Source organism: Nonomuraea sediminis, assembly GCF_018531495.1.
Taxonomy (GTDB): domain Bacteria; phylum Actinomycetota; class Actinomycetes; order Streptosporangiales; family Streptosporangiaceae; genus Nonomuraea; species Nonomuraea sediminis.
The window spans coordinates 242,015-259,134 of record NZ_JAHDTI010000012.1; the positions used below are offsets into that span (position 1 = coordinate 242,015).

A 17,120-nucleotide genomic window follows, 5' to 3' on the forward strand; every position below is an offset into this window, starting at 1 on the left:
TCATGAGCCTGGCCGAAACCGGTAGCAGCCCGACGGAACGGACCGAAGAGGACCAGCGACAGGACTGGATCGCGCTGGTGAAGGTCCTGCTCGTGCTGCCCGGCGCGTTGGAAGCGCAACTGCTGCGCGACTCCGACCTGACGCTGCTCGGCTACATGATCTTGGCGCGGCTGGACGACACACCCGATGCGACCCTGAGGATGAGCCAGATCGCCACCATGGCAAACGGATCTCTGCCACGGACTTCGCAAGCGATCTCACGACTCGAGAATCGGGGATGGGTGCGCCGGACCGTCATCAGCGGGCGCGGGCAAGGCCGGCGTTTCACGACCGCCCGCCTGACCGAGGCAGGTCGCGCGCAACTGGTAGAGGCCACGCCTGAACACGCCGCGCTGGTTCGTCGTCTGGTCATCGAGCCGGCAGGCGATCAGTTCAGCGCGCTCGGGTCCGTTGCGCAGCGCATCGTCGAAGCGCTGGGACTACCCGCGCGGCCCGCCGCCGACTGACGGTGTCACCCCGAACACATTATCCAAGACCCGCCGCGACGTCATGTACGTGATAACAGTCTATTATCACGTACATGGGCGATCACGCTGGCACCGCGACCAGGCGAACGTCTTGCCAGGACGCTGCGCGACTCCGGAACGTTATCCGGTACATCCCCGAAGGCGTCGCGCGGCGGACGGCATGAGCACCGCGCCGAAGGCGACCGCCTTACGCGGCGGGAACGTCTCGCTCGCCGCGGCCGCCGACGCCTTCCTGACCACCCCGCGCACCGCCAACCCCAACACCCACCGCGCCTACGTCTCCGCCATCGACCGCACCATCGCCCTGCTTGGCCGCGACCGGCCGCTCGCCGACGTCACCGACGCCGAGATCGGCGCCGCGCTCGCTGGCCTGTGGGGCCGATGCGCGCCGGCGACCTGGAACCGCAACCGCGCCGCCGTCACCTCCTGGCTGGCCTGGTGCCGCACCAAGAAGCGCTGGGCCGCGCCGTCGGTCCCGGCTGAGGCCGAACGCCGCAAGGAGAACGTCGACGAGACCCGCGCGGTCGCCAAGACCACCATCCACCGGCTGCTGTCGCGCCGCGACATCCCGCTGCGCGAGAAGACCCTGTGGCGGATGCTGTACGAGACCGCTGCCCGCGCCGCCGAGATCCTCGCGCTCAACATCGAAGACCTCGACCTGGAGCACCGCCGCGCCCCCGTCCGCTCCAAGGGGGGAGCCACCGAGTGGGTCTACTGGGACAGCGGCACTGCCCACCTCCTGCCCCGCCTGCTCCGGCTCCCCGACGGCAGCACGCGCACGCACGGCCCCCTGTTCCTGTCGATGCGACGCCCCGTCCCTGCCCGCCGCCCGGCGGCCGCCGACATCTGCCCGCACACCGGCCGCGCCCGCCTCGGCTACGACCGCGCCCGCGTCCTCCTGGAGAAGTACGCCGGTCTCGATCTGCACCAACTGCGCCACAGCGCCGCTACCCACCTCGGCGAAGCCGAAGTGCCGCTGCAGCTCATCATGGGCAAGACCCGGCACAAGAACCCCCGCACCGCCATGCGCTACGTCAAACCCGGCGCCGAAGCCATCGCCAAGGTCACCGAAGTTCTGGCGCCCCGCCGTCGTACCCACTGATCAACTCTTGTACTCAGCCTTCTTGAAGGCATGGTCACCTTCGTGCTGCCCAACACTCCTACGTGCGGAAACACGATCGCGAGATACATCCGAACGGAAAGTCACGTCAAGTCGTCCGCTGCTGCTCTACTAACGGGACTTTCCGTTCGGATGCTCGTCATACCCCTAGTGCTACGCGCAAAGCTACACGCCGACCACGAAGATGTTCCCGCCCCCAAGCTGCCGGTCACCCTCGACATGCCGGGCAAAGTCGCTGACTTCCTCCGGACCGTCGAGTTGGAGCCCGCCGAGCGGGCCGTCCTCGACCACGGCGTGACCGTACGGCGCGGCCAGGGCTACACCCTGCGCGTCACCGCCGCCCCCGCCATGCACCGCCGACTCCTCGCCCGCTGCCAGCCGCTCGACGGTGCCCAGGTCGTCCCTGCGGTCCCGGCCCAGCGCAAGGCCCGCCGCGAGTACGAGAACCGGGTCAGCACAGTCGTGCCGCTCGCACCATGATCGTTCTCACCGATAACCGCTGTACCGATGTTCCCCGAGGCCGGTCGACGTCCATTCAGAACGGTAGGGAGATGCCGAGAAGACAGGCGGGCTGGTCAGTCAGGTCAGTGGCTGATGGGGAATGTGGACGCCTGATGTGCAGGTCGGTCGGGTCCGAGTCCCTTGCTGATTCGGGTGCGCAGCGAGTGCAGGGCTTGCCTGAGTTCGGCCGGTTCGATGTCTGTGATGTCGGCGTCGAAGGTGAGGAGTAGTCCTGCCAGTCCTGGCCATGACCATGCGCCGAGTGTGAGTCGGCATGTGGTTTCGGTGTCGTACTCGACTGTTGATCCGCCGGGGGCGAACTGGGCGACGGTGGAGGCGGGCAGGGCGAGGATGGCTGAGCCACGGCATTGCCATTCGGCAGCGGCGTCTCCGCGGTCGTGTGCGGTCATGACGAAGGCGACGGGATCGCCGTGCGGGATGTCGCGTCGGTCGAAGGGGGTGTGCGTGGGCATGCGTGGTGTGATGCGGTCCACGCGCATCGCGCGCCATCGGTCCGCATCTGGGTCGAAGGCGACCAGGTACCAGCGTGCGGCCCAGACCACGAGGTCGTGCGGTTCCAACGTGAGTGTGACGGGTTGGCCGTCACCGGTGTAGTCCACGCGAACGAGGTGCTGCCGGTTGATCGCGCTGCCAACGGCGCGGACGATCTCGGCGTCGATCGGTGGTGCGGGGAACTCCCAGTAGTTACGGGCTGAGGAGACGGTGAACGCTTCGGCGTGCAGGCGGCTGCGCGCGGGCATCGCCTGGTGCAGCGTGGCGAGAGCACGGGCCGCATTCTCGCGGATGCCGGACAGGACAGTCGGCACGGTCTGGAGCGCGACGGCCGTGGCGACGGCCTGATCTTCGTCGAATACGACCGGCGGCAAGCGGGTAGCGCGACCGAGCCGATAGCCTCCGCCCGCTCCGCGGACGGCCTCGATCTCGTACCCGAGGTCCCGGAGCGTATCGATATCGCGACGCACGGTTCTCACTGACGCTCCGAGCCGGGTGGCGAGTTCCTCGGCGGTCAGGGTGGCACCGATCCCGAAGATAGACAGCAGCTTGAGCGTCCGCGCGGAGGTAGCAGCCATGATTCTCCGATCATCTCCCCGATAGCGGTCACTCGATGGCAACTATGCCCGCGATGGTGGCCGACATGACCGATTCACCGAACCCTCGAGCGAGCAGCCGCACAGCTGACGCTTCCCCGGCACTCATCGCCAGCGCCGGCGCGACCACGGCGCTGTTGGTGGTGCTCTTCGGTTCCTTCATGGACCTTCTCGACGCGACGATCGTCACCGTCGCGGCCCCGGCGATGGCCCAAGACCTGGGTGCCGGCGACGCTCAGATCCAGTGGACGATCGCCGCCTACACCCTCGCACTGGGCGCGGGCCTGATCACCGGCGGACGGCTCGGTGATCAGTACGGCCGCAAACGGCTGTTCCTGATCGGGCTGGCCGGGTTCATGGTCACCTCGGCGCTGTGCGCGCTGGCCGTCGATCCGGGGATGCTCATCGGCATGCGGGCCGGGCAGGGACTGACCGCCGGCATCATGGTCCCGCAGGTGTTCGGGATTATTCGGGCATCATTCACTCCGGGCGAGCGTGCCAAGGCGTTTGGCGCCTACGGAGCGGTCCAGGGCCTCGCCTCGGTCGCCGGCCCGCTGCTGGGCGGGCTGCTCGTCGACGCCAACCTGTTCGACCTGGGCTGGCGCACGGTCTTCTGGATCAACGTGCCCGTCTCGATGCTGGCGCTCATCAGTGGTGCGAAGGTCCTGCCGGAGTCCCGCTCCGCCTCGACCGCGCGACTGGACCTCCCAGGCGCGCTCCTCGCGGCCACGGGCATCCTTCTCCTGCTGCTGCCGATCATCCAGACCGAGACATGGGGATGGACCTGGGCCGGCTACGCCCTCCTCGCAGCCGGAATCGTCGTGCTCGCGATCTTCCTCGCGTACGAGCGCCGCCTCACCGGTCGCGGAAACGAACCTGTCTTTGACCCGGCTCTGCTGAGAATCCGCGCCTTCGCAGTCGGTCTGAGCGCTTCGGTGCTCTTCTTCGGCGGCATCGGGTCGTACTTCCTCACCCTCTCGATCTACCTCCAGAACGGAACCGGCCGAACCGCATGGGAGACCGGCCTGGTGATCCTCCCGTACGCGCTCGGCTCGATCATCACCTCCGGCCTCGGCGTCGCTCTCGCCGCCAAAGCGGGCAGAACGCTCCTGATCACCGGCTCGCTCACCATCGCGGCATCTCAGCTCGTCCTGTGGGTCATCGTCAAGGACGGCAACGATCCCGGATACTGGCTCCTCGCCCTCGCACTCTTCATCGGTGGCCTCGGGCTCGGTCTCGCCGCACCCGTTCTCGTCAACGTCGTCCTCGCAGGCGTCCCCGGACGCAACGCGGGCGCCGCAGGCGGGATGCTCTCCACCGTCAACCAGATCGGCGGCGCCGTCGGCATCGCCGTTCTCGGCACGATCTTCTTCACCACCGTCACCGGTTCAGCCACCGGAGCACCGGTGCTGCCCGACTACAGTCACGCGTTCAGCATCGTCCTGATCGTCTCCGCCGCGCTCTACCTGATCACGGCGCTCGTGATGCTCGCACTCCCGAAAGCCGCAGTCGAGCACGCCGAATAGAGAACCCATGCCGAGGCGAACGTATCGCCCCGGCATGAGCACTACAGGCAAGCAGCAGTCATGCCCGGAGCCGGCAGGACGGACCAGGTGCGGCCGGAAGCGGCCAGTGATCGCATGGACCGAGTCCGGGACGCCTGATGCCGTTTCCGGAGGAGGCTAGGCACGCAAATGGCGGCTGACATCGCCGACCAGGTGGATCCGGACGTGGCGTTCCACGAATCGCCAGCGTCCGTCGCGGCGCTCGAAGCGGTCGCTGTAGCGTCCTGCGGCAACGGGCTGCAGCGGAAAGTCGGGCAGAGCCTGAAACACGGTGACGTATGAACGCGCAACGGCGGTTGCTGTCTCCTCGTCAATGTCGACGGCGAGGTTGGTCGTGACGTGGTGAGTGCGCGGCGTGCCGTCCTCGTAGAGGATCACGCTGTCGCGGAGCATCTTCTCGACGGCTTCCCGGCCATGGACCGGTGCGCCACTGCCGATGAACACCCCGTCAGCGAACAGTTCGCCGACGCCGACGAAGTCTCCGGTGTCGACCAGTTCGGCGTACGTGGCGATCAGATTTGTGATGGCGGCCGTATCCACAGTTGTGCTCATGGCTTGAGGGTATGGGCCTACTCCCCAGGTAGCGGACTGAAAGGCACCGGGCCCTCGGTGACTTCGGGCTGGGCCCCTTCGGCCTCTCTCGCGCTCCTGTCCCCGGTCCGTACGGCCGGCTACCGCGACCCGTGAGCACCGCTCCGCTAAAACGGCGGCCGCGACCGACCGCACATGAACGGGGGCACATTCGATACACCACTGCACGCACACTGACGACCCCTCAGCCGAACCATGATTATCAAGGAGTGCGCTCGACCCCCGTCAAGGGCGGTGTGAGGTCGGTGGGCCTCGAAGCGGGGGACTACGTGAAGGTGGAAGTGGAAGACCGACGAAGCGAGACCCGTCGCTGGCGCGGCAGGTTACATCGGGAGGGCGCCCCGGGGTCGGCCGCCGCTGCGCGCGGGGTTCGATCGGGATCCGTGGGCGCTACCGCAGTTGGTCGCGGCGGCGGGTCAGGTAGGCGGTCTCGGCGGTGTTGCCCGCCAGGTCGATGGCTTCGTCGTAGGCCGCGAGCGACTCCCGGCCGCGGCTCAGCCGGCGCAGCAGGTCGGCGCGGGTGGCGTGGTAGGCGTGATAGCCGGCCAACTTGTCCTCAAGACGGTCGACGGCCGCCAGTGCCACCTCCGGCCCGTCGAGCTCGGCCACGGCGATGGCCCGGTTGAGGGCGATGATCGGCGAGGGGTCGAGGCGGACGAGCTGGTCGTAGAGGGCGAGGACCTGCGACCAGTCGGTGTCGCGGGCGGAGGTGTGCACCGCGTTGATCGCGGCGAGGATCTGATAGCGACCCGGAGCCACCCCGGCGGCGGCAGCGCCAAGGCGCTCGCGCACCAGCCGGTGACTTCGGCGATCAGTTCCGGGCGCCGCGGTCCTGCTCGTCGAGCGCTACCAGTTCGCCTCCGGCCGAGACCCGGGCGCGGCGGCGGGCCTCGATGAGGAGCATCAGCGCCAGCAGCCCGGCCACCTCTCCGTCCTGCGGCAGGAGCGCGCGGATCAGGCGGGTGAGCCGGATTGCCTCGGTGGTCAGGTCGTGCCGTACGGGATCGGTGTCGGGGCCGCTGGCCAGGTAGCCCTCGTTGAAGACGAGGTAGAGGACGCCGGAGACGCGCGCTGGGAGATCCTCCGCCGAAGGCACCCGATAGGGGATGCGCGCCGCCTTGATCTTGGCCTTCGCACGGGTGATCCGCTGCCCCATGGCGCTCTCGGCCACCAGGAAGGCGCGGGCGATCTCGGGCATGGTCAGGCCGGCGACCATGCGCAGCGTCAGCGCCACGCGGGTCTCCATCGCCAGCGCCGGGTGACAGCAGGTGAAGATCAGCCGGAGCCGGTCGTCGTCGATGGCGCCGAGAGGCTCAGGCGGGTCGTCGTAGGACATCTGAGCCTTCCTGTGCTTGTCGTCGCGCTTGTTCTCGCGCCGGATCCGGTCAATGGCCTGGTGGTTGGCGGTGGTGGTCAGTCAGGCGCCCGGGTTGGGGGCCACGCCGTCGGCCGGCCACCGCTGGACGGCGGTCGCGAACGCCTCGGCCGCCGCCTCCTCGGCGATGTCGAGGTCGCCGAAGCGCCTGGTCAGGGAGGCGACCACCCGGGCCCAATCCTCATGGTGGGCCTCGCGTTCACAGGAACGGCCGTACCTCGACCTTCCGGTTGCAGGCCTTCGATCCCTCGGCTGCCAGTTTGAGCGCCACGTCGAGGTCGGCTGCCTCGATGATCCAGAAGCCGGCGAGGTACTCCTTGGACTCCAGAAAGGGCCCGTCGGTGACCATCGCCTCCCCACTCCGGTTGTCGATGACGGTGGCCGTCTCGGGCGAGGCGAGGCCGTCGGCGAAGACCCAGTGGCCACCGGCCTGGAGCCGGTCATTGAACACGTCGATCGCAGCGTGCTCGTCCGGGGTGGCGAGGCTGGCCTGGTCGTGGATCACGGAAATCAGGTACTGCATCTGCGGATCATCTCCTGTGGTGCCAAGACTGTGTGGTGTGCCGGTCAGGTGCTTCAGCTGGCGCGTACTGCGGGCGCCCGGCCGGTAATCACGCCTTCGTCAGCTTCATGATCGCGGCTCCTTCACCTCGGCGCCGCCCTCTTGCGGGCGGCCTCACCCCTGCTACGAACACCACCGCCCCGATCCGACACCGTCTCCTGGATTTCTTTGAAGAACTCGGCCGGATTGAGCCAGGAGCACTCGAGGTACTCGGTCGTACGGCATGCCAGAGGACCAACCGCCTAGGGCTTCAAGGAACCGGCGGTCTCACGCGATCGGATGGGCGCGCCGTACCTGCATCGCGGGGCGAGGGTGGCCTGCCGCGCGGCGCTGGCGGCTCGACTGGGCGCGGGCGTTCGCTCTGGATCGGGTGGACCGGCGCCCGGAAGAGGCAGGCGATGAGGCAGTCCCCGCCTCCATCCCACCGCGCCTACGGGGCCTCCGGACAGCGAAGGTGTCAGTTGGGCCTACGTCAGCTGAAGGAGGTCGGGGCGTCGGCCTACAGGCTTGCGAGTTTGCGCAGTGCCTGCTCGGATGCCGAGCCGGGCTCGGCCGCGAACAGGTCGAGCCCACAGCATGACGGCTCGTCGGGCAGGGTGATGAGCTCGCCGTGCAGGGTCAGCTCGCCCACGATCGGGTGGTGCAGCACGTACGTCCGGGAACGGACCTGCGCGACCGGGTGCTCTGCCCACATCCGCGCGAACTCCGGGCTCAGGTCCCGCATGTCGTCGATGTGCGCCGCGAGCCCGGAGTCCCCGCGATACCGCCCGAGCAGAACGCGCAGGTGCGCCACCTGTTCGCGCGCCGCCCACTCCCAACCGGTGCGGAGCAGGTGGGGCTCGGTGAACAGCAGGTGCGTGAACGTCCGGCGGTGCTCCGGCAGCGCCGGGAAGTCGCCGAACACCGCCACGGCGAGCTGGTTCCAGCCGATGATCTGGGTATGCCGCCCGACCACCAGCGCCGGCGTCATCACGAACGACTCCAGCAGGTAGCGAAATCCAGGAGGCACGTCCGACGAGTCCGCGGTCACCTCACACGACAGGGGCGGCCTTGCGATCCGGTGCAGGTAGGCCAGTTCGTCGGTGTCCAGCCGCAGGGCCGAGCCGACGGCGTCCAGGATGTCGTCCGAGACACTGTCGCCCTTGCCCTGTTCGAGACGGGTGTAGTGGGCGATGCTCACCCCTGCGAGCCGGGCCAATTCCTCACGCCGCAGCCCCGCGACCCGGCGAAGCCCGCCGTAATCCCGCAGGCCGACGTCCTCAGGGCGCAGACGGGCACGGCGTGATTTGAGGAACGCGCTCAGCTCGGTCCGGTCGTTCACGCGACAACCCTACGTCTGGGTGATCAGACCGTGAGTACGCAGGACAAGGACCTGGCAGGGCGAACGCGGCTGTTCCACGCTGTTTCGCGACCGGCGCGCCGCCGGCTCCCATCGCGACCACGAACGAACGGAGACATACCGTGCCCCCAACGCTCGGACTCATCGGCAGCGGAATGATCGGCACTTCCGTCGCCCGCCTGGCCGTCGCGGCCGGTCTCGAGGTCGTCCTCAGCAATTCGCGAGGGCCCGATACGCTCGCCGGCCTTGTCGCCGAGCTGGGCGAGCGCGCCCGAGCGGCCACACCGGCGGAAGCGGCGCACGCCGCGGACCTCGTGGTGGCGGCCATCCCGCTGCACGCCTTCGAACAACTCCCCGCCGAAGCCCTGGCAGGCAGGACGGTGCTCGACACGGCGAACTACTACCCCGAGCGGGACGGCCACCTGCCCGAACTGGACGCGGGCGCCCTGACCTCCAGCGAGCTGCTGCAGCGCCACTTGGCGGCTTCCCACGTGGTCAAGGCGTTCAACAACATCACCCCGCACCAGTTGCTCACCCTCGCCCGCCCCGCAGGCGCGCTGGATCGCAGCGCCCTGCCTATCGCCGGAGACGACGACGCAGCCAAGAACGAGGCCATCCGCTTGCTGGACCTCCTCGGTTACGACGCGATGGACATCGGCCCCCTCGCCGCCAGCTGGCGCAGCGAACCGAACACCCCGGTCTACATCCAGCCCTACCTCGGCGAAATCCCCGCGGTGACCGTCGAGGCCTTCCTCCAGTGGACCCTCCAGACCCCCGGCATCGTCGTGCCCGCAGAACAGATCGGCAAGCTCGTCGAATCCGCGACCCGCCAGCCCGCAGCCGAGTCCCGCCTCCCGAACGACGACTGACGCCTACCTCAGAGCGGACCTGTTCGTCACTGGTGAGTCGGCGCGTGGCTGTACGATCTCGTTCCAGTGGATTTGGGCGAATTCCCAACAGGTCTGCAATGACTGGTCGCTACCGCCTGAGAAGAAAGGTGCGAAGCATGTCCGAAGAGCCTTTTGGTAAGCACTGGAACGACAAGGGCAAGGAGCTCCTCCTCCAGGCGAGCGAAGATTTGATCGAGAAAATTAGAGCCCACGTCCAGGAAACGCTCAATGGATCCGATCGGCCGTATCATATGGCCAAGATCTTCGATGCCAGTGACCAGTTGAATGCCGGAGCCCGGGCATACGTGGATGCCGTATTCGAGTTCACGGGCGCGATCGGCCTCCTCTTCGACAACCTGTATGAGACGTACGAGTCGGAGCTGGATCCCGAGCCGCAGTCCGCCACGGAACCGGCAGCATCGGAAAAGACGATCTCCGTCTTCACTCGGGCGGACTACGCGATTGACAGCGTGGACGAACTCATCGAGGAGGCTCGGGCGGCCTATTTGTCGACCTGGCCGAATGACGAGCCCATCGATGCGCAAATGAGGGTCGATGATGTCAGAGGAGCCATATATGAGCTCACCCACAAAGATTCGGCTCAAATCGACGGCCTGAACAGGGCCGCCAGCCTTCGCAAGCTGGGCAGGATAAGCTGGGTGGTCGACACCGACGAACCGCTGAGCCAGGATGACCACGAATGGCCTGCCAGCCCATTCGACGCCGCGGTCGACGACGAGGTGAATGTCATCTTCTCAGAGCACGTCATGTATTAGCGCAAGCGCTCACGTCTTAAAAACATTTGTGCCCAACGCCGGTGTGCTTGCATGATCGAGTATGGATGTGACGCGTGAGCTGCTCGACTACTACGAGCAGGACATGGAGCATGCTCGGCTTCGGGAGGGGCGCGGGAGATGGGAGTTCTGGCGGACGCAGGATGTGTTGCGCCGGGTGTTGCCACCGCCGCCCGCGAAGGTGCTGGATGTGGGCGGTGGCACCGGGGTGCATGCCGAGTGGCTGGCCGCCGACGGGTATGAGGTCGAGTTGCTCGATCCGGTGCCGTTGCATGTGGAGCGGGCCTCGCGTCTGGCGGGGGTGACGGCGCGGCTGGGGGATGCGCGGCAGCTGCCGGTTCCCGACGGGAGCGCGGACGCGGTTCTGCTGCTCGGGCCGCTCTACCACCTCGCCGACCGGGGCGATCGGGTGCGCGCGCTGGCGGAGGCGCGGCGTGCCGTACGGCAGGGCGGACTGGTCGCCGTGGCGACCATCAACCGCTACGCGGCCGTGCACGACATGGTCTGCCTGGGGCTCTATCAGGACGAGCGGCAGCGCGAGGCGGGGCACAAGGCCCTGAGGGACGGGATCATGATGTCTCCACGGCGGGGATTCACCGCGTACTTCCATGATCCTGGAGAAGTGCCGGGAGAGTTCGCCGACGCCGGGTTCGCCCAGGTCGAGCAGTACGGCGTGGAGGGCGCGTTCTGGCTCTTCGGCGATGTCAACGACTGGCTCGACGACCCGGAACGCAGGGAGCTCATGCTCGAGGCGCAGCGCTCGCTGGAGTCCGTGCCGTCGCTCCTCGGGGTCAGCGGGCATCTGCTCACGCTCAGCCGGCGCTAGGAACATGCAACCGATGGTTGCGCAACGCTGCATGTGGGATCTAAAGTGCAACCAATGGTTGCGTATATCCCGCAGGAGGAACCGCATGAGCCAAACGGACGCGTACGCGTCAGAGCTGCATCTCGCCCGGCCGCCCGACGCCGAGTTCGACGCGCTGACCAGCCTGACCGGCCTCGCGGGATGGTGGTCCCCGATGACGGGTGACGCGGCCGCCGGGGGAGAGCTGCGGCACCCGCTGGTGATCTCCGTCGAGGCCGCGGAAAGGCCCCGCGAGGTCGCCTGGGCGGTGGCCGACTACCCGCTGCAGCCCGACTGGGTGGGCACCCGCATCACGTTCACGCTGAGGGCGGAAGGCGACGGCACCGTCGTCGAGTTCTGCCACGATGGGTTGACCCCGAGGCTGGAGTGCAGCCAGGGCTGGGACCACTTCCTGCCGAGTCTGCGCGACTACGTGGAGACCGGGTCCGGCAGGCCGTTCGCCGACAGGAGGCAGCGATGATCGAGCAGGAGATCCTCATCGACGCTCCCGTCGACGCGGTCTGGCGCGCCGTGACCGAGCCCGAGCAGGTCCGGCAGTGGTTCAGCGACGAGCTCGACCTGGAGCCCAAGCCCGGCTACGACGGGTCGCTGACCTTCACCGACAAGGCCACGCACCACTCGGTCACGGTGCACGTCACCGTCCAGTCCGTCGAGCCGCAGCGCTCCTACTCCTACCGCTGGCAGCACCCGCAGGGCACCGAGCCAGTCGCGGGCAACTCGACGCTGGTCCGGTTCACGCTCACGCCCGAGGGCGCGGGCACCAGGCTGCGCGTGGTCGAGAGCGGGTTCGAGGAGATGGGCGCGCCCGAGTCTCAGCTCCAGGAGCACACCGAGGGCTGGGCTGTCCACCTCGGCAACCTGCGCACCTACGTGGGGCGCGCGTGACGGAGGACGAGCAGCTGTGGGCGGCGGTGGCCGAGCCGGGCCGTCGCCGCCTGCTCGACGTCCTGGTCGCCCACGGTGAGGCGACCCCGACGACGCTCGCCAAGGAGCTTCCCTTCACCCGCCAGGCCGTCTCGAAACACCTGGCGGTGCTGCTCGAGGCCGGTCTGGTGGTTCAGCGCCGCGACGGCCGCGAGGTCCGCTACCGGGTTCAGCCCGAACGGCTGGCCGCGGCCGCCGAAGCCATGACCGCCGCCGCCACCCGCTGGACCACCCGCCTCCAAGCCATCAAACGCCTCGCCGAATCCACCCCCGACTGACCTGCCCGCCCAGGAACGCTCTCACTGGGTGCCGCAGGCGAGGTCGCGTGGATCACCGTCGCCTGGTACGTCGAGCCACGAGGCGCTAGGTCAGTGAGAAGAACTATGACGGGCCGGCAACTGCCACCAGCCGCGATCTCATCTCAGTCACCCCCTTTGGCTGCGGGCGTCCGTGTCGTCGCGCAGCGCCCTGTGCATTGCTGAGGTCACGGTCCTCGTGCCGGGCACGGAGCGTCATGCGGGAGTGTTCGGCGGTCATCACGACGCCCACGCCCCTCGGGGAGAGAGTCACCTGCAACCAGTCGGCGACGTGCGTTAGGCGCTCCTGGACGTGCGAGCGGTACGCGAAGTGCTCCGCCACGCGGGTGGGCTTCGACAGGCCCAGAATCCGCTCCCGCCCCTACCAGGGCGGCGGCGACGGGTTGAGTCCTGCCGCGAGGGCGTGGCCGGCAGGTGGGCTGTACTGGGATCGTCCGACGGAGGGCGCAGTCCGGGAATCAGTGGTCAGCCGCGTCCGATGAACAGTCCGCGTATCACCCACAGGCCGCCGAGAACAACGGCGCCGACGACCGTGAAGGTCGTCATGGTGGTCCCGGCGACGTGGAGTATGTCCAGGACGCCGATCGTCAAACCGTAGACGATGGACAGGGCGATGAGGGCTCGTGCGGAGAGTCTCGCGTTCATGACTGCTGAGCCTGCCCAAAGCCGACCGCGTCGGGACAGTCACCGGGGGATGGGATGCTGATTCCGACGAAAGGTGGATACCGGGCGGCGACGTTGGCCACCCATACTGTCGAGATGGCTGGCGATTCCCTCACAGACCCGGTCGATGCTGGTCAGGACGACTGGCGTCGGACTGTTTCCGGGTGGCATCTCGCCTTCGCCACGCTGGCCGTACTGACCGCCGGTCTCGTCATCATCCGCGACGCCGACGCTTCCACCGCCGAGCGACGTATCGCGCTGTTCGTGCTTGTGCTGCTGTGCGGCTGGTACGGCGCGACCGGCGCTCGCGCTCTGCATCGCGACCACAGCCGGCTGGGTGTCATCTATCTGGCCGGGGCCGTCCCCCTGTCGGCGGCGCTGTTCATGGCGGCGCCTTTGGGCGCGCTGATGTCGTTCATGCTGTACCCGCACATCTGGGCGCTGCTCCCGCTGCGCAGAGCCATCGCCGTGACGGTCGCGAGCGTGGTGTCGTTGGCCGCGGTCTTGATCGTCCGCAGCGACGCGTACGGGGAGGAACTGCCCACGGATATCCTCGTGGCGGCGGTGGCGCTGGTAGCCGCCCTCGTCCTCGGTGTCTGGATCACCCGGATCATCGAGCAGAGCCGGCACCGCGCCATGCTCGTCGAGGAGCTGGCCGCGACGCGGGCCGAGCTGGCCGAGGTCAGCCGGGAGGCCGGGGTGCTGGCCGAGCGCGAGCGACTGGCCAGGGAGATCCACGACACGCTCGCGCAGGGCTTCACCAGCGTGCTGCTCCTGCTCGAAGCGGCCAAGGCCGGTACGTGCGAGCGCGACCAGGCCGCTCGCGGCCACCTCGACCAGGCCCGCCGCACCGCCATGGACAACCTGGCCGAGGCCCGCGCCCTGGTCGCGGCGCTGCCGCCACCCCAGCTCCGCGACGCCTCGCTACCGGACGCCCTGGGCGGGCTCGTCGAGCGGTTCGAGGCGGAGACCGCGCTCGACGCCGCCTTCACGGTGACCGGCACGCCCCGCCGGCTCACCCCGAACGAGGAGGTGGTGCTGTTGCGCGTCACCCAGGAAGCCCTGGCCAACATCCGCAAGCACGCGTCCGGCGCAGGCCGGCTGGAGGGCGTGCTGGCGTACGGGGCGGCAGGCGTGACCTTGCGGATCAGCGACAACGGCCAAGGCTTCGACCCCGGCGATGCCGGCACCGGATTCGGGATCGGCGGCATGCGCGACCGGGTCACCGAGGTCGGGGGGATCCTGACCATCGGCCCGGCCCGGCCCTCGGGAACCCTGGTCCAGGTGGAGCTGCCGTCGTGACCGTCCGCGTACTCATCGTCGACGACCACCCCATCGTCCGGCAGGGGCTGTGTGCCGTGCTGGCCACTCAGCCGGGCCTCGCGGTCGTGGCCGAATGCGGCACCGGCGAGGAGGCGGTCGCGTTGGCGGCGACCATCATGCCCGACGTGGTGCTGATGGACCTGCGCCTGCCCGGCCTGGGCGGGGTCGAGGCGACCGAGCAGATCGTCGCGGCCGGGACCGCGACGGCGGTCGTCGTACTCACCACCTACAACTCCGACGGGGACATCCTGCGCGCCGTCGCCGCAGGAGCGACCGGTTACCTGCTGAAGGACGCCTCGGGAGAGGAGCTGGTCGCGGGGATCCGCACGGCTGCGGCGGGCGGCACCGTACTCGCCGCTCCGGTCGCGGCCAAGCTGGTCACCCGCATGCGAGGCGAGGCCCCCGCCCTCACGACCCGGGAGATCCAGGTGCTGGAGTGCGCGGCCCGCGGCCTGTCGAACCCGGAGACCGGCCGGGAGCTGTTCATCAGCGAGGCGACCGTGAAGAGCCACATGATGCGCATCTTCGACAAGCTCGGAGTCACCGACCGCACCGCCGCCGTGACCACCGCCATCGCCCGCGGCATCCTCAGCCCGCCCTGACCTGGCGGCCACGTCCCATGGCCATGATCCCGATCGGCAGTTGGACCGCCGCCCATCCGCCGAGCATGACGAAGGCCGACTGGCCGCAGGGCTTCATCCACGCCATCTTCGGCGGTTGAGGTTGGTGATCTCGACGGTCGGTCATCGGGACGTCCGGACTGTGCGTGGCACGGGCGACTGGCCGGAACTGGCGGGGGTCAGGCCTGCTGCGGTACCCGGTCGGCGGGCATGCCGGGACCGATGACGGCCTGGATCTCGGCCGGGTCGTCCACGCGGCCGCAGTCGGCGCACACCGTCTGCTGGGTGATTCCGGCGCCGCACACCGAGTGGGTGTAGAGGATGGGCGGTTCACCGTCGGTCGCCCACTGATCGCCCCATTCGGTGAGCGCGACCAGCGCGGGCGCGAGCGCGCGGCCCTTGTCGGTCAGCAGGTATTCATACAGCTCGGGCTGCGAGGAGTACCTGTGGCGCCGCATGACCCCGGTCTCGACGAGCCCGTCGAGCCGGGATTTGAGGACGTTGGTCGCGATGCCCAGGCTGCGCTGGAAGTCGCTGTAGCGGGTGGCCCCCCCGAACAGGGCGTCGCGAACGATCAGCAGGCTCCAGCGTTCGCCGACCACCTCCAGGGTGCGCGCGATCGAACACACCTGTGAGTCATAGGTCTTCCCCAGCATGCGCTTGATTCTACTGCGGGCGCTTGCGTCATGAAAGCGGCCAGGTCTATGGTTACTTGCATGATGCAAGTCGCTCAGCAGCAGCACTTCACCACCACGTTCTCGGTTGACCGGACGCCTCAGGAGACATTCGAGGCCATCACCGACGTCCACGGTTGGTGGTCGCAGGAGGTCGAGGGCGTCACCGACCAGGTCGGCGGCGAGTTCGACTACCACTTCAAGGACATCCACCGCTGCAAGGTCCGCGTCACGGAGCTCGTGCCCGGCCGGAAGGTCGCATGGCGCATCCTGGACAACTACTTCAACTTCATCGCTGACCAGGCCGAATGGAAGGACACCGAGGTCGTCTTCGAGATCTCGGAGAAGGACGGCGGCGCCGAGATCCTCTTCACCCACGTGGGTCTGGTTCCGCAGTACGAGTGCTACGACGTGTGCTCCAACGCCTGGGGCGGCTACCTCGGCAGCCTGCGGGACCTGATCAACACGGGGGAGGGGCAGCCCAACCCGAAGGAGGACGGGAACGCCCCGGTCCACCAGGACGCCGCCACCGCGGTGCGCACCCGCCTGGCGCAGCACGCGCGATGACCGCGGTCAGACCTCTCCTCCTCGACGTGACCGACGGGGCCCAGACGCAAGAGGCCGCCCAGGCCTTCCTGCCGCAGCCGGCCCGTTCGCGCGGCGCCGTCGTCAACAACCTGTCCGTGGCGGCCTTCATGTCCCGCGATTTCGACGCCCCGAAGGCCTGGCCCGAATCGGTCGCGCGAGCCGTCTTCGACGGCGTGGAGAACCAGGAGGAGGACATCTTCCCCGACGCCATGTCGAAGACGATGACGTCGGGATGGCAGGGGCAGCGCGGCCAAGACGCTGAAGCGCGCGTACGCCGCCATGGCGGCGGCCGAGCGCGCCAAAACATACGCATGACAGGAGATCCGAAATGAAGCCTGGCAGCATCCTTCTCGGCACCACCCGGCCCGCGGAACTGCGCGAGTGGTACCGCAAGGCGCTCGCACCGGAACACGAGGGCGAGGGGCCGATCGACCTCGGCGGCTTCCTGCTGGTCATCGACCAGCGCGACGACGTCGACGCGAAGAACAACGAGCCCGGCCGCATGATCCTCAACTTCCACGTCGACGACTTCGACGCCGTCGAGGCGCAGCTACGGGCGGCCGGCGTGGACTGGCTCGCTCCCGTCGCGGATCGCCCTAACGGCCGCTTCGGGACGTTCGTCGACCCTGACGGGAACTACCTCCAGATCATCCAGTTCAACCACCACAAATAGCCTGTACGGCAAGGCCGCCGCCACCGGCCGCCTGCCGTACTCCGGCTGAGGACCCGCGCCCGGCGCCGGCGGCGAGTCGGGGTCGCTGCTCGCCGCCACG

The 17,120-nt window shown here is 68.4% G+C and carries 26 protein-coding genes; 15 read left to right on the forward strand and 11 right to left on the reverse strand.

Annotated features, from left to right (window positions below):
- Nucleotides 1–2: 2 nt before the first annotated feature.
- The 3 genes from KIK09_RS40935 to KIK09_RS40945 all read left to right on the forward strand — a co-directional run bounded on the left by KIK09_RS40935 (nucleotide 3) and on the right by KIK09_RS40945 (nucleotide 2,127).
- Nucleotides 3–506 carry a MarR family winged helix-turn-helix transcriptional regulator gene (locus tag KIK09_RS40935; protein WP_214324885.1) on the forward strand — a complete coding sequence of 168 codons (504 nt, stop codon included), beginning with the start codon at nucleotides 3–5 and terminating at the stop codon, nucleotides 504–506.
- A 181-nt stretch (nucleotides 507–687) separates the two neighbouring features.
- Nucleotides 688–1,629: a tyrosine-type recombinase/integrase gene (locus KIK09_RS40940; RefSeq protein WP_250574582.1), complete on the forward strand. Its 942-nt coding sequence runs from the start codon at nucleotides 688–690 to the stop codon at nucleotides 1,627–1,629.
- Nucleotides 1,630–1,797: 168 nt separating this feature from the next.
- Nucleotides 1,798–2,127: a hypothetical protein gene (locus KIK09_RS40945; RefSeq protein ID WP_214324886.1), complete on the forward strand. Its 330-nt coding sequence runs from the start codon at nucleotides 1,798–1,800 to the stop codon at nucleotides 2,125–2,127.
- A 104-nt stretch (nucleotides 2,128–2,231) separates the two neighbouring features.
- Here the strand turns inward: KIK09_RS40945 and KIK09_RS40950 are convergent, their stop codons facing one another.
- On the reverse strand, nucleotides 2,232–3,239 hold the full coding sequence (locus tag KIK09_RS40950; RefSeq protein WP_214324887.1) for a helix-turn-helix transcriptional regulator: 1,008 nt from the start codon (nucleotides 3,237–3,239) through the stop codon (nucleotides 2,232–2,234).
- Nucleotides 3,240–3,267: 28 nt separating this feature from the next.
- Entirely contained in the window at nucleotides 3,268–3,420 is a 153-nt protein-coding gene (locus tag KIK09_RS58415) for a hypothetical protein (RefSeq protein ID WP_250574583.1), read from the reverse strand.
- On the opposite strand from KIK09_RS58415, the gene KIK09_RS40955 reads away from it, so the two are divergent.
- Entirely contained in the window at nucleotides 3,419–4,783 is a 1,365-nt protein-coding gene (locus KIK09_RS40955) for an MFS transporter (RefSeq protein ID WP_250574584.1), read from the forward strand. The genes KIK09_RS58415 and KIK09_RS40955 overlap by 2 nt on opposite strands.
- Before the next feature lie 156 nt (nucleotides 4,784–4,939).
- Here KIK09_RS40955 and KIK09_RS40960 read toward each other — a convergent pair whose 3' ends face one another.
- From KIK09_RS40960 to KIK09_RS40975, 6 genes are all read right to left on the reverse strand, one after another.
- The gene (locus KIK09_RS40960) at nucleotides 4,940–5,374 is read right to left on the reverse strand and encodes a nuclear transport factor 2 family protein (RefSeq protein WP_214324889.1); all 435 of its coding nucleotides are present in this window, start codon (nucleotides 5,372–5,374) and stop codon (nucleotides 4,940–4,942) included.
- 429 nt (nucleotides 5,375–5,803) lie between these two features.
- Nucleotides 5,804–6,205, reverse strand: a complete 402-nt coding sequence (locus KIK09_RS58420; protein WP_250574585.1) for an RNA polymerase sigma factor — start codon at nucleotides 6,203–6,205, stop codon at nucleotides 5,804–5,806.
- A gap of 19 nt (nucleotides 6,206–6,224) precedes the next feature.
- Entirely contained in the window at nucleotides 6,225–6,749 is a 525-nt protein-coding gene (locus tag KIK09_RS58425; RefSeq protein WP_250574586.1) for an RNA polymerase sigma factor, read from the reverse strand.
- Between the two features lie 81 nt (nucleotides 6,750–6,830).
- Complete coding sequence (locus KIK09_RS59620) at nucleotides 6,831–6,956, reverse strand: hypothetical protein (protein ID WP_275956453.1); 126 nt, start codon at nucleotides 6,954–6,956, stop codon at nucleotides 6,831–6,833.
- Between the two features lie 31 nt (nucleotides 6,957–6,987).
- Nucleotides 6,988–7,311, reverse strand: a complete 324-nt coding sequence (locus KIK09_RS40970) for a YciI family protein (RefSeq protein WP_214324890.1) — start codon at nucleotides 7,309–7,311, stop codon at nucleotides 6,988–6,990.
- A gap of 538 nt (nucleotides 7,312–7,849) precedes the next feature.
- A complete protein-coding gene (locus KIK09_RS40975) occupies nucleotides 7,850–8,671 on the reverse strand; it encodes a helix-turn-helix domain-containing protein (RefSeq protein ID WP_214324891.1) in 822 nt (273 codons plus the stop codon).
- Nucleotides 8,672–8,811: 140 nt separating this feature from the next.
- Here KIK09_RS40975 and KIK09_RS40980 point away from each other — a divergent pair, with 140 nt between their 5' ends.
- The 6 genes from KIK09_RS40980 to KIK09_RS41005 all read left to right on the forward strand — a co-directional run bounded on the left by KIK09_RS40980 (nucleotide 8,812) and on the right by KIK09_RS41005 (nucleotide 12,440).
- Nucleotides 8,812–9,558: an NADPH-dependent F420 reductase gene (locus KIK09_RS40980; RefSeq protein ID WP_308164619.1), complete on the forward strand. Its 747-nt coding sequence runs from the start codon at nucleotides 8,812–8,814 to the stop codon at nucleotides 9,556–9,558.
- Between the two features lie 137 nt (nucleotides 9,559–9,695).
- Nucleotides 9,696–10,355 (forward strand): hypothetical protein, encoded by a 660-nt coding sequence (locus KIK09_RS40985; protein ID WP_214324892.1) that lies wholly within the window; start codon nucleotides 9,696–9,698, stop codon nucleotides 10,353–10,355.
- Between the two features lie 61 nt (nucleotides 10,356–10,416).
- On the forward strand, nucleotides 10,417–11,199 hold the full coding sequence (locus KIK09_RS40990) for a class I SAM-dependent methyltransferase (protein ID WP_214324893.1): 783 nt from the start codon (nucleotides 10,417–10,419) through the stop codon (nucleotides 11,197–11,199).
- An 85-nt stretch (nucleotides 11,200–11,284) separates the two neighbouring features.
- Entirely contained in the window at nucleotides 11,285–11,698 is a 414-nt protein-coding gene (locus KIK09_RS40995) for an SRPBCC family protein (RefSeq protein ID WP_214324894.1), read from the forward strand.
- Nucleotides 11,695–12,123 carry an SRPBCC family protein gene (locus tag KIK09_RS41000; protein WP_214324895.1) on the forward strand — a complete coding sequence of 143 codons (429 nt, stop codon included), beginning with the start codon at nucleotides 11,695–11,697 and terminating at the stop codon, nucleotides 12,121–12,123. Before KIK09_RS40995 ends, KIK09_RS41000 begins: the two co-directional genes overlap by 4 nt.
- Nucleotides 12,120–12,440 carry an ArsR/SmtB family transcription factor gene (locus KIK09_RS41005; RefSeq protein ID WP_214324896.1) on the forward strand — a complete coding sequence of 107 codons (321 nt, stop codon included), beginning with the start codon at nucleotides 12,120–12,122 and terminating at the stop codon, nucleotides 12,438–12,440. The genes KIK09_RS41000 and KIK09_RS41005 overlap by 4 nt, the downstream gene beginning before the upstream one ends.
- A 103-nt stretch (nucleotides 12,441–12,543) precedes the next feature.
- On the opposite strand, the gene KIK09_RS41010 is transcribed toward KIK09_RS41005, so the two are convergent.
- Nucleotides 12,544–12,828 (reverse strand): GTP cyclohydrolase I, encoded by a 285-nt coding sequence (locus tag KIK09_RS41010; protein WP_372455755.1) that lies wholly within the window; start codon nucleotides 12,826–12,828, stop codon nucleotides 12,544–12,546.
- 116 nt (nucleotides 12,829–12,944) lie between these two features.
- Nucleotides 12,945–13,124, reverse strand: a complete 180-nt coding sequence (locus tag KIK09_RS41015) for a hypothetical protein (RefSeq protein WP_214324897.1) — start codon at nucleotides 13,122–13,124, stop codon at nucleotides 12,945–12,947.
- 114 nt (nucleotides 13,125–13,238) lie between these two features.
- Here KIK09_RS41015 and KIK09_RS41020 point away from each other — a divergent pair, with 114 nt between their 5' ends.
- Both KIK09_RS41020 and KIK09_RS41025 read left to right on the forward strand, forming a co-directional pair.
- On the forward strand, nucleotides 13,239–14,444 hold the full coding sequence (locus KIK09_RS41020; protein WP_214324898.1) for a sensor histidine kinase: 1,206 nt from the start codon (nucleotides 13,239–13,241) through the stop codon (nucleotides 14,442–14,444).
- Nucleotides 14,441–15,067: a response regulator gene (locus KIK09_RS41025; protein WP_214324899.1), complete on the forward strand. Its 627-nt coding sequence runs from the start codon at nucleotides 14,441–14,443 to the stop codon at nucleotides 15,065–15,067. Before KIK09_RS41020 ends, KIK09_RS41025 begins: the two co-directional genes overlap by 4 nt.
- 197 nt (nucleotides 15,068–15,264) lie before the next feature.
- Here KIK09_RS41025 and KIK09_RS41030 read toward each other — a convergent pair whose 3' ends face one another.
- Nucleotides 15,265–15,741 carry a winged helix-turn-helix transcriptional regulator gene (locus KIK09_RS41030; protein WP_214324900.1) on the reverse strand — a complete coding sequence of 159 codons (477 nt, stop codon included), beginning with the start codon at nucleotides 15,739–15,741 and terminating at the stop codon, nucleotides 15,265–15,267.
- A gap of 60 nt (nucleotides 15,742–15,801) precedes the next feature.
- On the opposite strand from KIK09_RS41030, the gene KIK09_RS41035 reads away from it, so the two are divergent.
- The 3 genes from KIK09_RS41035 to KIK09_RS41045 are packed head-to-tail and all read left to right on the forward strand — an operon-like array spanning nucleotide 15,802 to nucleotide 17,020.
- On the forward strand, nucleotides 15,802–16,326 hold the full coding sequence (locus KIK09_RS41035; RefSeq protein WP_214324901.1) for an SRPBCC family protein: 525 nt from the start codon (nucleotides 15,802–15,804) through the stop codon (nucleotides 16,324–16,326).
- A gap of 26 nt (nucleotides 16,327–16,352) precedes the next feature.
- Entirely contained in the window at nucleotides 16,353–16,679 is a 327-nt protein-coding gene (locus KIK09_RS41040; protein ID WP_214324902.1) for a hypothetical protein, read from the forward strand.
- A complete protein-coding gene (locus tag KIK09_RS41045) occupies nucleotides 16,676–17,020 on the forward strand; it encodes a VOC family protein (protein WP_214324903.1) in 345 nt (114 codons plus the stop codon). The genes KIK09_RS41040 and KIK09_RS41045 overlap by 4 nt, the downstream gene beginning before the upstream one ends.
- The last annotated feature ends 100 nt before the right edge of the window (nucleotides 17,021–17,120 follow it).